This is a genomic window from Pseudomonas sp. P7548 (assembly GCF_013386585.1).
Lineage (GTDB): Bacteria > Pseudomonadota > Gammaproteobacteria > Pseudomonadales > Pseudomonadaceae > Aquipseudomonas.
Map to the genome: position 1 here is coordinate 45,023 of NZ_JACARO010000002.1, position 14,066 is coordinate 59,088.

The 14,066-nt window shown below is 61.9% G+C and carries 14 protein-coding genes; 7 read left to right on the forward strand and 7 right to left on the reverse strand.

The window, feature by feature from the left end; all coding sequences use genetic code 11:
* Positions 1–12: 12 nt before the first annotated feature.
* The 5 genes from HX803_RS00795 (at position 13) to bcsQ (ending at position 5,014) form a co-directional block, all read left to right on the forward strand.
* A complete protein-coding gene (locus HX803_RS00795) occupies positions 13–675 on the forward strand; it encodes an SGNH/GDSL hydrolase family protein (protein ID WP_176997313.1) in 663 nt (220 codons plus the stop codon).
* Positions 675–1,340, forward strand: coding sequence for an alginate O-acetyltransferase AlgF (locus HX803_RS00800; protein ID WP_178918525.1), 666 nt, complete (start codon positions 675–677; stop codon positions 1,338–1,340). Before HX803_RS00795 ends, HX803_RS00800 begins: the two co-directional genes overlap by 1 nt.
* 17 nt (positions 1,341–1,357) lie before the next feature.
* Positions 1,358–2,773, forward strand: a complete 1,416-nt coding sequence (locus tag HX803_RS00805; protein WP_178918526.1) for an MBOAT family protein — start codon at positions 1,358–1,360, stop codon at positions 2,771–2,773.
* A 12-nt stretch (positions 2,774–2,785) separates the two neighbouring features.
* Positions 2,786–3,910 carry a cell division protein FtsQ gene (locus HX803_RS00810; RefSeq protein ID WP_178918527.1) on the forward strand — a complete coding sequence of 375 codons (1,125 nt, stop codon included), beginning with the start codon at positions 2,786–2,788 and terminating at the stop codon, positions 3,908–3,910.
* A gap of 177 nt (positions 3,911–4,087) precedes the next feature.
* Positions 4,088–5,014 (forward strand): cellulose biosynthesis protein BcsQ, encoded by a 927-nt coding sequence (bcsQ, locus tag HX803_RS00815; RefSeq protein WP_178918528.1) that lies wholly within the window; start codon positions 4,088–4,090, stop codon positions 5,012–5,014.
* Positions 5,015–5,255: 241 nt separating this feature from the next.
* Here the strand turns inward: bcsQ and HX803_RS00820 are convergent, their stop codons facing one another.
* From HX803_RS00820 to HX803_RS00840, 5 genes are all read right to left on the reverse strand, one after another.
* Positions 5,256–6,443 carry a methyltransferase gene (locus HX803_RS00820; protein ID WP_178918529.1) on the reverse strand — a complete coding sequence of 396 codons (1,188 nt, stop codon included), beginning with the start codon at positions 6,441–6,443 and terminating at the stop codon, positions 5,256–5,258.
* Entirely contained in the window at positions 6,424–7,113 is a 690-nt protein-coding gene (locus tag HX803_RS00825; protein ID WP_178918703.1) for an ABC transporter permease, read from the reverse strand. Before HX803_RS00825 ends, HX803_RS00820 begins: the two co-directional genes overlap by 20 nt.
* A 38-nt stretch (positions 7,114–7,151) precedes the next feature.
* Positions 7,152–7,847: an ABC transporter permease gene (locus HX803_RS00830; protein ID WP_178918530.1), complete on the reverse strand. Its 696-nt coding sequence runs from the start codon at positions 7,845–7,847 to the stop codon at positions 7,152–7,154.
* 72 nt (positions 7,848–7,919) lie between these two features.
* Positions 7,920–8,672, reverse strand: coding sequence for an ABC transporter substrate-binding protein (locus HX803_RS00835; RefSeq protein ID WP_060754625.1), 753 nt, complete (start codon positions 8,670–8,672; stop codon positions 7,920–7,922).
* 13 nt (positions 8,673–8,685) lie between these two features.
* Positions 8,686–9,459: an ABC transporter ATP-binding protein gene (locus HX803_RS00840; RefSeq protein ID WP_178918531.1), complete on the reverse strand. Its 774-nt coding sequence runs from the start codon at positions 9,457–9,459 to the stop codon at positions 8,686–8,688.
* A 555-nt stretch (positions 9,460–10,014) separates the two neighbouring features.
* Between HX803_RS00840 and gabP the strand changes: the two genes are divergently transcribed.
* Positions 10,015–11,406, forward strand: coding sequence for a GABA permease (gene gabP, locus HX803_RS00845; RefSeq protein WP_178918532.1), 1,392 nt, complete (start codon positions 10,015–10,017; stop codon positions 11,404–11,406).
* A 77-nt stretch (positions 11,407–11,483) separates the two neighbouring features.
* Here gabP and HX803_RS00850 read toward each other — a convergent pair whose 3' ends face one another.
* Together HX803_RS00850 and HX803_RS00855 are read right to left on the reverse strand one after the other, a co-directional pair.
* Entirely contained in the window at positions 11,484–11,891 is a 408-nt protein-coding gene (locus tag HX803_RS00850; protein WP_178918533.1) for a hypothetical protein, read from the reverse strand.
* A 71-nt stretch (positions 11,892–11,962) separates the two neighbouring features.
* A complete protein-coding gene (locus tag HX803_RS00855) occupies positions 11,963–12,883 on the reverse strand; it encodes an alpha/beta fold hydrolase (protein WP_178918534.1) in 921 nt (306 codons plus the stop codon).
* Between the two features lie 174 nt (positions 12,884–13,057).
* Between HX803_RS00855 and HX803_RS00860 the strand changes: the two genes are divergently transcribed.
* Positions 13,058–14,023, forward strand: a complete 966-nt coding sequence (locus HX803_RS00860; protein WP_178918535.1) for an arsenic resistance protein — start codon at positions 13,058–13,060, stop codon at positions 14,021–14,023.
* Positions 14,024–14,066: the final 43 nt, after the last annotated feature.

Genomic DNA, 14,066 nt, shown 5'->3' on the forward strand with positions numbered 1-14,066 from the left:
TAGGAGTCATCCATGCCTGTTTCCGCGATTGCCGGCCTGACCCTGCTGGTACTGGGCGAAAGCCACTTGAGCTTTCCCGATCACCTGCTGGACCCGCTGCAAGCCAACCTGACGGCGCAAGGCGCCAAGGTCCACACCATCGGCGCCTGCGGTGCCGGTGCGGCCGATTGGATCGTGCCGAAGAAAGTCGATTGCGGCGCCGAGAACCTGCCGGGCGCCAAGCCACAGGTGTTCGGCAAGAACGCCATGAGCACCACGCCGGTCAAGGACCTGATCGCCAAGGACAAGCCCGACCTCGTCGTGATCATCATTGGCGACACCATGGCGTCCTACCCGGACCCGCAGTTCCCGAAAGTCTGGGCGTGGAAAAGCGTGACCTCCCTGACCAAGGCCATCAGCGAAACCGGCACCAAGTGCGTGTGGGTCGGCCCGGCCTGGGGCAAGGTCGGCACTATGTACAAGAAGGATGACGCGCGCACCAAGCTGATGTCGTCGTTCCTGGCCACCAACGTCGCGCCGTGCACCTACATCGACTCGCTGACCTTCTCCAAGCCGGGCGAGTGGATCACCACCGACGGCCAGCACTTCACCATCGACGGCTACCAGAAGTGGGCCAAGGCCATCGGCGGCGCGCTGTCGGCATTGCCGGCTGACGCTGTGAAGGGAGCCAAGTGATGAAGCGCATTTCCCTGGGCCTGGCGACCTTGCTCGCCAGCGTCAGCGCCTACAGCGCTGACATCCCGCTGTACCCGACCGGGCCGGAAAAAGACTCGGCGTTCCTGCGCTTTGCCAACGGCACCAGCAGCGAGTTGAAGCTGGTGGCCGACGGGTCCAAGGCCAGCCTGGTGCTGGGCGGCGACAAGCTCGTTTCCGACTACCTGCCAGTATCGGGGGGCACTGCGCCGATCAAGGGTGTGTTGAGCCAGGGCGGCAAAACCGCTGATCTGGCGGTCACCGTGGCCCCGGGCGAATTCGCCACGGTGATCGCAGTGGCCGATGCCAAAGGCGGTATTCGCCAGTTGGTGATCCACGAGCAACCGGACGATTTCAACGCGTTGAAGGCCTCGCTGGCCTTCGTCAACGCCGACGCCGCGTGCGCCGACGCCAGCCTGGAAGCCGTGGCGCAAAAGGCCGAACTGTTCAAGAAAGCCGCCGAAGGTTCGGTGCAACGTCGCATGATCAACCCGGTGGAACTGTCGGTGCAGCTCAAGTGCGCGGGTACGCCAACCGGCCAGCCATTGACGTTCACCCTCAAGGCCGGCGAGCGCTACAGCGTGCTGGCATTGCCATCCGCTGCCGGTACCAGGTTGTTGTTCGCGCCTGACACGCTCGCTAACTGATCGGGCCCGAACCCACCATGGTCTTTGCCTCACTCGAATTCCTCACGCTGTTCCTGCCGGCCTTCCTGTTGATCTATGCCCTGGCTCGTCCGAGCTGGCGCAACGTCATCCTGTTGATCGGCAGCTGGTTGTTCTACGGCTGGTTGAGCCCGTTGTTCCTGTTCCTGCACATGGTGTTGACCGTGGTGGCGTGGGTCGGCGGCTTGCTGGTGGACCGCTCCCGTGAGGACGGCAAAGGCCGGGTGCGCCTGTTGATCGCGTTGATCGTGTTCAACACGGCGGTGCTGTGTTGGTACAAGTACGCCAACATCGTCGCGGGCACCGTGAGCGAGGTGATCACCTGGTACGGCTACATGCCGCTTGATTGGCAGCGCGTGGCCTTGCCGGCCGGCTTGTCGTTCATCGTGCTGCAGGCCATTTCCTACCTGGTGGACGTGCACCGTCATACGGTGCCGGTGGAGCGTAGCTTCATCAATTACGCCACCTACATTTCGATGTTCGGGCACTCGATTGCGGGCCCGATCATCCGTTACGACTGGGTTCGCCGTGAGCTGAACCAGCGTTATTTCAACTGGCCGAATTTTTCCCTGGGCGCGCGGCGCTTCATGATCGGCATGGGCATGAAAGTGCTGGTGGCCGACACCTTGTCGCCCCTGGTCGACATCGCGTTTCACCTGGAAAACCCCAGCCTGGTGGACGCCTGGATCGGTTGCCTGGCCTATTCGCTGCAACTGTTCTTCGACTTCGCCGGCTACAGCGCCATGGCCATTGGGCTGGGCCTGATGCTGGGCTTTCACTTCCCGGAAAACTTCAACCGGCCGTACCTGGCCAGCAGCATCCAGGACTTCTGGCGGCGCTGGCACCTGTCGTTGTCCAGCTGGTTGCGCGACTACCTGTACATCGCCCTGGGCGGTAACCGTGACGGCGTGTGGCGCACCTATCGCAACCTGTTCCTGACCATGGCGATTGCCGGGTTGTGGCACGGCGGCGACAGCTGGAACTACCTGCTGTGGGGTTCGGCTCACGGCGTGGCGCTGTGTGTTGACCGTGCGTGGTCGCGGTCGAGCCTGCCGAGCATTCCGCCGGTGCTGTCGCACATCCTCACGCTGCTGTTTGTGTGCCTGGCCTGGACCCTATTCCGCGCGCCGGACTTCCACTCGGCGCTGACGATGTATGCCGGCCAGTTCGGCCTGCACGGCATGGGCCTGGGTGATGCGATGGCCGTGGCCATGCGTCCGGCCCATGGCATGGCCGCGTTGTTGGGCCTGGTGTGCATCATCGCGCCGATCTGGCAGGTGCGCTGCGAGCAGCGCTTTGGCACGCAGCCGTGGTTTGTGGTGGCGGCCTCGTTGTGGCCGGTGGCCGGGTTTGTGTTGTCGTTCGCGCTGATTGCCAGCCGCGACGCCGTACCGTTTCTGTACTTTCAGTTCTAAGGACGCCCGACCATGCCTGCTCCTACCGCGCCGACGCCACCGAGTGAAGTGGCCGTTCGTACCAGCCCGCTGGCGGCCTGGGTGCTGGTGCCTTTCCTGGCGGCGGGGCTGTTGTCCTGTGCCTGGCTGATGGTCAAAGGGCCGATCAGTTTCCTGCCGGCCAAGGTCGACAGCGACATGCTGCTGCACGGCGACGTGACCCACCGCTTTGCCAAGGAGCTGGCCAAGGCGCCGATGGCGATCCAGGCCGCTAACCTTGAGCGCGGCGGCAGTTGGCTGGCGTTTGGCGACACCGGGCCGCGTGTGCGGCAGGGCTGCCCGGGCTGGCTGTTTATCAGCGATGAACTGCGCATCAACCGTCACGCCGAGGCCAACGCGCAGACCAAGGCTCAGGCGGTGATCGACCTGCACAAGCAGCTGGGCAACAGAGGCATCGACCTGCAAGTGGTGGTGGTGCCAGACAAGAGCCGCATTGCTGCCGCCGAGCGTTGTGGTCTGTACCGCCCAGCTGTGCTCGACAGCCGGATTCAGAGTTGGACCGGTGTGTTGCAGGCCGCTGGCGTTTCCGCGCTGGACCTGACCGACACCCTGAAACCCTTGGGCGCCGAGGCGTATCTGCGCACCGACACCCACTGGAGCGAGATCGGCTCCAACGCCGGTGCGAAGGCCCTGGCGCAGCGCATCCAGCAGCGCGGCATCCAGGCCACGCCGGAGCAGGCGTTCGACATCACCCAGGCGCCGCTCGCGGTGCGTCCCGGTGACCTGGTGCGCCTGGCCGGCCTGGATTGGCTGCCGCCGAAGTTGCAACCGCCAGGGGAGTCGGTCGCGGCGAGCAGCGCCCATGAAACGGGCGGTACCACCAGCAATGCCGACGACCTGTTTGGCGACGCGGGCCTGCCGAATGTGGCGCTGATCGGCACGTCGTTCTCGCGCAATTCCAACTTCGTCGGCTTCCTGCAAAAAGCCCTGAATGCACCGGTGGGTAATTTCAGCAAAGACGGCGGTGAGTTTTCCGGGGCGGCCAAAGCCTATTTCGACAGCCCGGCGTTCAAACAGACGCCGCCCAAGCTGTTGATTTGGGAGATTCCCGAGCGGGACCTGCAAACGCCGTACGATCCGATCACTGTCGGTCAGTAATTTGACGAATTGCCGCCTGTCTAAAAAATAGGCAGCTATACCACCAAAATAATGACACTTTGATGGGGCTGTAACAGAATGCTTGCACAGAGACGCACACAAAAAGACCTGCGGTAAGCCCTCGCCTTTCTTGCCGACCCCTCACGTCTTTAAGATGCGCCGTGTGGAGTTCAGGCCATGAGCCTTACTGATCGAATTTTCTGTCTGCTAGGCAAGGATGTCGCCCGAGATCCCCAAGGATTGAATGCGCGCCTGCATTTCTTTGGCAGCATTCCCGTCGATGACGGCACCCCCTTTCCCCCTCCCAGTGCCAATGAACACGCCCCGCCGGTGCAGGTGATGGCGCAGCGCCCGAAAGTCGTAGCGTTGGTGTCGATCAATGGCGGCGTGGGTCGCAGCACCCTGGCGGCGGCGTTGAGCAGCGGCTTGCAGCGCCAGGGCGAATCGGTGGTCGCGCTGGACCTGGACCCGCAAAACGCCTTGCGCCATCACTTCGGGGTGAGCGCAGCGTTGCCGGGGATCGGGCGCACCAGCCTGCAACACGGCCAGTGGCGCCCACTTCAACAAGCCGGTTTCGCCGGCTGCCAGATGATTGCCTTTGGTGACACCACCGAGCAACAACAGGAAAACCTGCACCGCTGGCTCAAGCAGGAAACCGGTTGGCTGGCGCGGCACGTGGCGGACCTTGGCCTGAACGAGCGGCAAACGTTGATCATCGATACGCAGGCCGGCAATAACGTGTATTTCCATCAAGCGCTGAGCATCGCCGATGTGGTGGTGGTCGTGGCGCAGGCGGATGCCGCTTCCCTGGGCACCCTCGACCAGATGGAGGTATTGCTCGCGCCGTACCTGGCGCACCCTAAGGCGCCGCGTGTTCATTACGTGATCAACCAACTGGATGAGGACAATGCCTTCAGCCTGGACATGCTCGAAGCCTTCAAGCAGCGCTTGGGCAGTGCCCCGATGGAAGTGCATCACGACGCAGCGATCAGCGAAGCGCTGGCCTTTGGCACCGACCCGTTGGACAGCCCAACGATCAGCCTGGCGTGTGACGATATCAACGACCTGTGCCGGCTGTTGAAGGCGCCTAAAAAAACCGCCTGAAGCGCGGTTTATACGCTTAACGCGCGATGCTTATGCACAATCGGTTGGTTGGGCCTGTCACGAAACAGCCATTTTGTGGAGCCGTTCTCAACACGCTGCAACTGCCTGTTTTGTGTGCATTTTATTTTATGAACAAAAAATGACCAGCAGGCCTTTTGGGCTGTAGCGCTGATGGCTACAGCCTCCGTAAAGAATTCATCAACAGAGTTATCCACAGGGCGTAACACGAAGAGTTTGCCCCTTAATCGCGCTCGGCCAGCACCATCAGGTTACGCGGGGTCAGGGCCGGTTCGCAGAAGGTGCCTATTTCAACCATGTAGCCTGCTTCCTTCAGGAAAAGTGCCCGGTCCAGCACCAGCCACATCTCCAGTGGGCGCCGAAACAGCCCACGCACCAGTTCCAGGTTGCGCACCTGCGCCAAGCGCTGCCAGCCGTGGGCTTCCAGCGCGTCCCAATCTTGCTCGCCTGTGGATAACCCTTTGAGGGTTGCCAGGGCCTGGCAGTACTCGGCAAACGGCTTGCCCAGCCAACTGGCGGGCAGGGAGGGGGTGGGCAGGTAGTCGTCACACCCGCGCAACTGGCGTTGCAGATGGTCGAACCCCAGGCGCCGGGCCATCGACACGTCGCGTTGCTGGCGCACCCGTGCGCCCGCCGTAACGGTTTCGCTCAACGGCAGGCCCAGGTCATCCACTGACAGCTGCAAGGCCGAAGCACGTCCCACAGCGGACAGCGCTTGATAGCGCTCGTCACCGATGCGGTTGTAGCAGCAGGGCGCCACTGCCAGTTGTTTGCAGCCCGCGGCGCTGGCCAACTGCAACAGGCGCACGTGCAAATCGCCGCAGGCATGCAGGGCGACGGGGGTGTGCTCGGGGCTTATCGCCACGTTCGCCATGACGTCTTGCAGGGTGTGGGTCACGGGCAAGTGATGGTGATCACTCAGGGCCTGGCCTGCGGCAATCAGCGCTGGGTCGTATTCCAGGCAGGTCAGTCGCTGGCCGGGTTGCAACAGGCGACGGCCGAGGTGGCCTTTGCCGGCGCACCAGTCCAGCCAGTGCTGTGGTGTGTCGGTGAAGGTCAGGGCGGCGCCGAAGGCTTCGATCTGTTGCCACTTGCGCCCGGGCACATCGACGTTCAAGCGACGATGAGCAGGCGCCAAGGGCTGCGTCGATAACTTATCCACAGCACTGAGCTGGCGGGCTGTGGCGGCCAGCTGTGGAAAAGGTGCCGGCGCGGGCAGGTCATGGGGTTGGTTGTGACTGGTTTCGGCGTCGTCCAACGAGCGTTGGCGCAGCCACCTGGCGAGTTCGGGGTGCTCGGTTTCCCAGGGCAAGTGCTGGTGCGTGAAGGGCCGTGGTCGCCACAGCCCTTGGTGCTCGATCAGGAACGCGTCCAGTGCCTGGAAGCGTGCCTCAGCGTCCTTGGCTAGCATCGACGCGCAGCCAGCGTTCCAGCAGTTTGAAGCCACGCACCAGGATGTAGGCCATCAACAGGTAGAACAGGCCGGCGGCGAAGAAGATCTCCACCGGCAAGTACGTGCGGGCAATGATGGTTCGCGCCATGCCGGTCAGTTCCAGCAGCGTCACGGTACTGGCCAGGGCACTGGCCTTGAGCATCAGGATCACTTCGTTGCTGTAGGCCGGCAGGCCGATGCGCGAGGCGCGAGGCAGGATGATGTAGAACAGCGTCTTGGGCTTGGACATGCCCAGGGCGCGCGCCGCTTCGATCTCACCCGGCGGAATGGCCTGGATGGCGCCCCGCAGGATCTCGGCGATATACGCGGCGGTGTGCAGGGTCATGGTGGCGGTGGCACACCAGAACGGATCGCGCAGGTAGGGCCACATGAAGCTTTTGCGCACCGTGTCGAACTGCGCCAGGCCGTAGTAGACCAGGAACAACTGCACCAGCAGCGGCGTGCCACGGAAGAAGAAAATGTAGGCGTAGGGCAGGGCGCTCACGTACCAGCGGCGCGAAGAGCGGGCGATGCCCAACGGAATCGCCAGCAACAGGCCGGCGATCACGGCAATGGCCACCAACTCCAGGGTCAGGGTTGCGCCTTGGGCGAGTTTGGGCAGCCATTTGATGATCACGGCCCAGTTCAGGCCCAGGTCAAAATGCGACAGCCAGCTGTAGTCACCGCTCATTGGGTGCTCCTTGCAAAGCCGCGGGCGGCGCGTTTTTCCAGGAAGTGCATGCCGGTCATGGCCAGCACGGTAAGGCCCAGGTACATGAAGGCCGCCACCATGAAGAAGGTGAACGGTTGCTTGGTGACGGTCACGCCGATCTGCGCATGACGCATGATTTCTTCAAGGCCGATCACCGAGACCAGCGCGGTGTCCTTCATCAGGATCATGAACAGGTTGCCCAGGCCCGGCAGGGCGATGCGCCACATCTGCGGCATGATCAACCGGGTGAAAATCCGCAGCTTCGACAGCCCCAGCGCCACACCCGCTTCGCGGTGGCCCTTGGGAATGGCGAGGATTGCGCCACGGAAGACTTCGGTGGCGTAGGCGCCAAAGCACAGGCCCAGGGCGATGACCCCGGCGGCAAAGGCACTGAGGGAAAGGTCGGGGTTGCCGAAGAATTCACCGAGGGCGCGCATCAGGTTGACGGTGCCGAAGTAGATCAGCAGCACCCACAGCAATTCGGGAATGCCGCGAACGATCGTCGAATAGGCACCGCCCAGCCATTGCAGTGGCTTGTACGGGGAAGTCTTGGCCAAGGCGCCGGCAAGGCCCAGCACCAGCCCCAGGCACAGGGCCGTGAGCGCCAGTTTGACGGTCATCAGCGCGCCAGCGGCAAGCGCCGGGCCGAATCCGTAGAGGTCGAAATTCATGGTGTTTTCATATCGCAAGGCATTGCTAGAAGCCGACGCGCTCAGGTGAGCGCGTCGGGCAAGTCGCTCAGGTCATTCGATGCTGAACGGGAAGTACTTGTCGTTGATCTTCTTGTAGGTGCCGTCTGCCTTGATCTCTGCCAGGGCTTTGTTCAGGCGCTCGCGCAGCGGGTCGCCCTTGCGTACGGCGATACCGATCTTGTCGCTCTCTACCACCGGGTCGCCTTTGAACTCATAGGCCGAACCGTCTTTGCTCTTGAGCCATTCGTACTGCACGTACTTGTCGGCGAGGATGCCGTCGAGGCGGCCGGACGTCAGGTCGAGGTAGGCGTTTTCCTGGGTGTCATACAGCTTGGCGGTGGTGTCCGGCAGCTTGTCTTCCAGGTAGGTGCCGGCCAGCGTCGCGCGTTGGGCGCCGATGGTCTTGCCCTTCAGGTAAGCGGCGTCGGTCTTGAAGTCTGCGGTGGCCTTGGGCGCGATGAACTGCAGCTTGTTGGAGTAGTACGGGTCGGTGAAGTCGACGGCCTGCTTGCGTTCATCGGTGATGGACAGCGAGGACACCAGGAAGTCGAACTTCTTGGCATTCAGGGCCGGGATGATGCCGTCCCAGTCGGACACATACACTTCGCACTTCTCGACTTTCATCTTGGCGCACAGGGCGTCGCCGATGTCTTTGTCGAAGCCGACGACGTTGCCGCTGGCGTCCTTATTGTTGAACGGCGGGTAGGCCGCTTCGATCCCCATTTTCAAGGTTTCTGCCATGGCCGTGGCGCTGAACGCCATCGAGACGGCCGCGGCCAGAAGGAATTTTTTATAGTTCTGCATGCATGTTGCTCCGTTAGCGGTTGCTGGACATGAATTGTTTGCAGCGCGCCGAAAGCGGGTTTTCAAACACCTGCTGTGGCGATCCTTGCTCTTCGACCAGGCCCTGGTGCAGGAACACCACCTCACTGGAAACCTGGCGGGCGAAGCCCATCTCGTGGGTGACCAGCAGCATGGTGCGGCCTTCTTCGGCCAGCGCGCGGATCACATTAAGTACTTCCTGGACCATTTCCGGGTCAAGGGCGGAAGTGGGCTCGTCAAACAGGATGACCTTGGGCTGCATCGCCAGGGTGCGCGCGATGGCCGCCCGTTGTTGCTGGCCGCCGGACAATTGCGCGGGGTAGGCGTGGCGCTTGTCGGCGATGCCGACCTTGGCCAGCAAGGCTTCAGCCACTTCGATGGCTTCGGCCTTGCTCTGGCCGAGCACGCGACGCGGGGCCTCGATGATGTTGTCGAGGATGCTCATGTGCGGCCACAGGTTAAAGTTTTGAAACACAAAACCGATTTCGCTGCGCAGGCGGTTGATCTGCTTGCCGTCGGCGGCGTGCAGTTCGCCGTTCTTGGCGGCCTTGAGCTTGAGTTCTTCGCCGGCCACCAGGATCTGGCCCTGGTGCGGGTTTTCCAGCAGGTTGATGCAGCGCAGGAAGGTGGACTTGCCGGAACCGGAGGAACCCAGGATCGAGATCACGTCGCCGTCGCGAGCGGTCAGCGAGATACCTTTGAGTACCTCCAGCTCACCATAGCGTTTATGCAAGTTGCGGATTTCAAGCGCGGGCGTGGCCTCAGCCATGTGGGGTCCTCAATGTGTTCGTTGCGTTCTTCGCTGTTGGGCCGCCTTCCTGGCGAGGCGCCAAGCTAGCATAGGGTTTGGATGACAGCCAACAGCGCTGCGGACGGTAAACGGGTGGTCTGCGGCAGGGTGTCGCATCGGCACAGCAGCGTGTCGCGCCATCAACAACCAAACAGCCGTTTGAACCCGGAAAACCACAGGTTTCGCGTAAAAAAGGGCGCGATGGTGCCAGCTTTGGACGGGGGTTGGAAGGGTTAACCGGGCAAACGGTGCATATCAGCCCTTTTATGGGGCGTCACGCACTTTTTGTGTGTGTTTTTGGTGCGCTCGTTCGTCTTTAAAGTGGGTCGCACGGTAACGCTATAGCGGAATGCCATTGTTCTCAAGGACTTGCGATTGCTGTTGAAGTGCGCTGCAGCCCGCGTCAATTGCGGCTCTGTAACATTTTGGCGCAAATCTTGCGTAAAAAATAAAGAACGCCCTGTTGGATTCTTTTCACGAGAAAGACTGCAGGCCGGGCGGACCGTTTTCGCAATTCCTCGCAAAGGTGTGTCAATGAGTAGTACGCAAAGCTCCAATGACCTCGAACAGGGGCTCAAACCGCGCCACGTCACCATGCTGTCGATTGCCGGCGTTATTGGTGCCGGTTTGTTTGTCGGCTCTGGCCACGCGATTGCTGCCGCCGGCCCCGCCGTACTGCTGGCTTATGCCGCAGCGGGCACGCTGGTGGTGCTGGTGATGCGCATGCTGGCCGAAATGGCCGTGGCGTCTCCCGACACCGGCTCGTTCTCTACTTATGCCGACCGCGCGATCGGTCACTGGGCCGGTTTCACCATCGGCTGGCTGTACTGGTGGTTCTGGGTGTTGGTGATTCCCCTGGAAGCCAACGCCGCCGCAACCATCCTGCATGCCTGGTTCCCTGACGTGGCCATCTGGGTGTTTACCCTGGTCATTACCTTGTTGCTGACGGCCACCAACCTGTTCAGCGTGAAGAACTACGGCGAGTTCGAGTTCTGGTTCGCGTTGATCAAGGTGGTGGCGATTGTCGGCTTCGTGATCCTGGGTCTGGCCGCGATTTTCGGCTTCTTGCCCACCAGCCAGGTCAGCGGCGTTTCGCACCTGTTCGACACCCAAGGCTTCATGCCAAACGGCATGGGCGCGGTATTGGCCGCGATCCTGACCACCATGTTCTCGTTCATGGGCACCGAGATCGTGACCATCGCGGCCGCAGAGTCGAAGAACCCGGGCCAGCAAATCACCAAGGCCACCAACTCAGTGATCTGGCGGATCGGTTTGTTCTACTTGCTGTCGATCTTCATCGTGGTGTCCCTGGTGCCATGGAACGATCCGACCCTGGCAGCCGTTGGCTCCTACCAGACCGTGCTGGAACGCATGGGCATCCCAAATGCCAAGTTGATTGTCGACTTGGTGGTCTTGGTTGCCGTGACCAGCTGCCTCAACTCGGCGCTGTATACCGCATCGCGCATGCTGTTCTCCCTGGGCCGTCGCGGTGACGCCCCGGCCGTGGCCAAGCGCACCAACAAGAGCGGCACGCCTTACTGGGCGGTTCTGCTATCGACCGGTGCAGCGTTCCTGGCGGTATTCGCTAACTACGTGGCGCCTGCGGCGGTGTTCGAATTCCTGCTGGCCAGCTCCGGCGCCATTGCGCTGCTGGTGTACCTGGTGATCGCGGTCTCGCAACTGCGCATGCGCCAGAAGCGTACGGCGGCGGGTGAGAAGATTGTCTTCAAGATGTGGCTGTTCCCAGGCCTGACCTACGCGGTGATGGTGTTCATCGTGGGCACGCTGACCATCATGCTGTTCCAGGAAGCGCATCGGATCGAGATCATCGCGACCGGAATCTTGAGCTTGCTGGTGGTGCTGGCTGGGTTGATTGTGTCGAGCCGTCGAAAGGCCCAGCGCGTGGGTGCTGCGGTACTTAATTGACACCTCACTGTAGGAGCCGGCTTGCCGGCGATGGCGTCCTCAAGGGCCCTATCGCCGGCAAGCCGGCTCCTACAGGGTTAGGGTTGTGTCAGGGCCTGGGAGGCTGCGACGTAGTCCGCCTGGAACTGCGGCGACTCAATCCACGCCAGCGCTGCGGCTTCATCCTCGGTGTCGGTGACCCACTGCCGGTACTCGATCAACGCCGCCAGAATGAAATCGGTGGCTTCCTCTTCGCCTTCCTGCTCCAACACCACGGCCAGCAACGGGTGGGACAGGAATGCGGCACACAGTGCCTGCTGGCTGGTCTCGCCGGCGGTGCGCATCTCTACGAACAACTCGGTCAAATCCACTGACTCAAGGTCAATGCGGCTGTCATCGCCGGCAAAGGCGTCCGGCTTGGTCGCGACGGCGCGTTGGGTGCGGTTCTGCTTGGCCTTGGCCTTTGCCCGGTGGGCGCGTTTTTGCTGCTTGTTCGGCGAAGCCATGGGCTCAACGTCCTGAGGTGTGTATCTGGGTGGCGTATTGAAGCGCAGGTTGGCGTAAATCCCAAGGGCTTCTAGGCGCGTTCCGTCACCCTGTGCCCGGGCGTGCCGTGCGCCAACTCGCCCTGTTGCAGCCACGCCAGTGCGATTGGCCATAAACGGTCCTGATATTGGCTTCGGAAAAACGCGAAATGCCCGACCTCTTTTTCGCCAATATCCTGCGGGGCGATGCGCAAGTGAGTGCGTTCGCTGTTCTTGAAATACCCCAGCAAGCGGTCGACAGCCGCCACTGTTCCGAACGGGTCGTCGGTGATGCTGATCGCCAGTACCTGTGCCTTCACCCGGGCGAAGGGCAAGTCTGCCAGGGCGCGCCCACTGGGCCGCGTTTCATAGGTGGCCGTTGGCGTGCTCCAGTCCCGTACCACGCCGGCTGGCGTGTCTTCCAGCCAACCCATGCGCTTGCCGGGAAAGTACCCGCACACGGCCGTTACCAGTGGCATCACCACATGCCATTTGCCGAACATTTTCCAGCGTCCGTTCGCCTGGTAATCACGCCAGTAGGCGAACTGTGCGCCCACCGTCACGATCCGTCGAATTGCCGCCCCTGAGGCACCCAGCCCCGCGGCACACCCGCCAAAGCTGTGCGCGACCACATCAATCGGCTGCCCGGGAAACTCCCGCTGCGCGCGCTGCAACATCGCTTCGAAATCCAGAACGCCCCAATCCGACCATGACGCTTTGAACCCCCGCAGCGAGCCGGCCCGTGACTCGCCGATGCCACGGTAGTCGTACGTGATGACGTCAAAGCCGTTGGCAAACAGGTAATCGGCAAAGCGTGAGTAATGGCGGCAGCGTACGGAGGTGGCGGCGTTGATGATCACGACGGGGCGCGTCAGGTCTGTGCGGACATGGCGCCAGGTAAAACCACCGAGGAGGTGGCCGTCGGCAGCGGGCTCGCGAAAGGTTTCGGGGGCAGGTTGGGCTGGCAGATTCATAGGGCGGCTCGGTATGTGCGCTTTCAATGTGGGTTGGAAGGCCCGCGCGCTTTTTTATCAGTTCCCCGAAATTAGCAAATTTGGCAGAGTCTTTGCGCAAAAAAACGTGCGTTGCTCGACCTTGGCCTGCCGCATGCTTAGGCTGATGTTCTTTCGATCCAGCAGAGTCAGCCAATGACCCGCGACACCCTCGAGCGCAATCAGATCCCCGTCTACTTCGCCACCGTCTTCCTGGCCGCCCTGTTCGGCCTGCTTGTTCCTTCTGTGGCTCATGGTCTAGGCACGCTGATCACGCCGGCTATCGTCATGCTGATGTACGCGATGTTCCTGCAAATACCCTTTCTCGATTTGCGCGAAGGGTTGAGTAACAAGCGCTTCATATCCGCCCTGCTGCTGGCCAATTTCATTCTTGTGCCGTTGCTGGTCTGGGTGCTGACCCGTGGGCTCGCGGAGCGCCCGGCACTGCTGGTCGGTGCTTTATTGGTGTTGCTCACGCCGTGTATCGATTACGTGGTGGTGTTCACCCATATCGGCAAGGGCGATTCGCGGTTGATGCTGGCGGCGACGCCGGTGCTGCTGTTGCTGCAATTGGCGCTGTTGCCGGTGTACCTGGGTTTCATGCTTGGGGTGCAATCGAAAGTGGTGGTGGCGGTGGGGCCGTTTGTCGAGGCATTCCTGCTGCTGATTGTGGTGCCCATGGTGTTGGCTGTGTTGACCACGTCCCTGGCGCGACGATCCAGGATTGTCAGCGCGTGGAACGACGCCTGGGCCTGGCTACCGGTGCCGGCAATGGCGTTGGTGCTGTTTGTGGTGATTGGCTCGCAGATCACCTCGGTGGTGCGGGGTATTGCCCTAGTGTTGCCGGTGGTCCCGGTGTACATCGGTTTCTTGCTGCTGGCGCCGTTGATGGGGGGGCTGGCTTCGCGGCTGTTTGCACTGCCTGCGACGACGGCGCGGGCGGTGACGTTCAGCGCGTCCACCCGCAATTCACTGGTGGTGTTGCCGCTGGCGCTGGCTTTGCCCGAGGACGTGCGTGGGCTGGCCGCAACGGTGGTGATCCTGCAAACCCTCATCGAGCTGGTGGGGGAGCTACTCTACATCCGGTTGATTCCGATGCTCGTATGGCCCGCAGGTCGGTAAACCCGCAATTGTTCGGGTTTGTTCAGGCGTTATTCAGGGTTGC

Coding starts and splice junctions, on each gene's coding strand:
- HX803_RS00795 (WP_176997313.1), top strand. CDS start 13: ATGCCTGTTTCCGCGATTGCCGGCCTGACCCTGCTGGTACTGGGCGAA.
- HX803_RS00800 (WP_178918525.1), top strand. CDS start 675: ATGAAGCGCATTTCCCTGGGCCTGGCGACCTTGCTCGCCAGCGTCAGC.
- HX803_RS00805 (WP_178918526.1), top strand. CDS start 1,358: ATGGTCTTTGCCTCACTCGAATTCCTCACGCTGTTCCTGCCGGCCTTC.
- HX803_RS00810 (WP_178918527.1), top strand. CDS start 2,786: ATGCCTGCTCCTACCGCGCCGACGCCACCGAGTGAAGTGGCCGTTCGT.
- bcsQ (WP_178918528.1), top strand. CDS start 4,088: ATGAGCCTTACTGATCGAATTTTCTGTCTGCTAGGCAAGGATGTCGCC.
- HX803_RS00820 (WP_178918529.1), bottom strand. CDS start 6,443: ATGCTAGCCAAGGACGCTGAGGCACGCTTCCAGGCACTGGACGCGTTC.
- HX803_RS00830 (WP_178918530.1), bottom strand. CDS start 7,847: ATGAATTTCGACCTCTACGGATTCGGCCCGGCGCTTGCCGCTGGCGCG.
- HX803_RS00835 (WP_060754625.1), bottom strand. CDS start 8,672: ATGCAGAACTATAAAAAATTCCTTCTGGCCGCGGCCGTCTCGATGGCG.
- HX803_RS00840 (WP_178918531.1), bottom strand. CDS start 9,459: ATGGCTGAGGCCACGCCCGCGCTTGAAATCCGCAACTTGCATAAACGC.
- gabP (WP_178918532.1), top strand. CDS start 10,015: ATGAGTAGTACGCAAAGCTCCAATGACCTCGAACAGGGGCTCAAACCG.
- HX803_RS00850 (WP_178918533.1), bottom strand. CDS start 11,891: ATGGCTTCGCCGAACAAGCAGCAAAAACGCGCCCACCGGGCAAAGGCC.
- HX803_RS00855 (WP_178918534.1), bottom strand. CDS start 12,883: ATGAATCTGCCAGCCCAACCTGCCCCCGAAACCTTTCGCGAGCCCGCT.
- HX803_RS00860 (WP_178918535.1), top strand. CDS start 13,058: ATGACCCGCGACACCCTCGAGCGCAATCAGATCCCCGTCTACTTCGCC.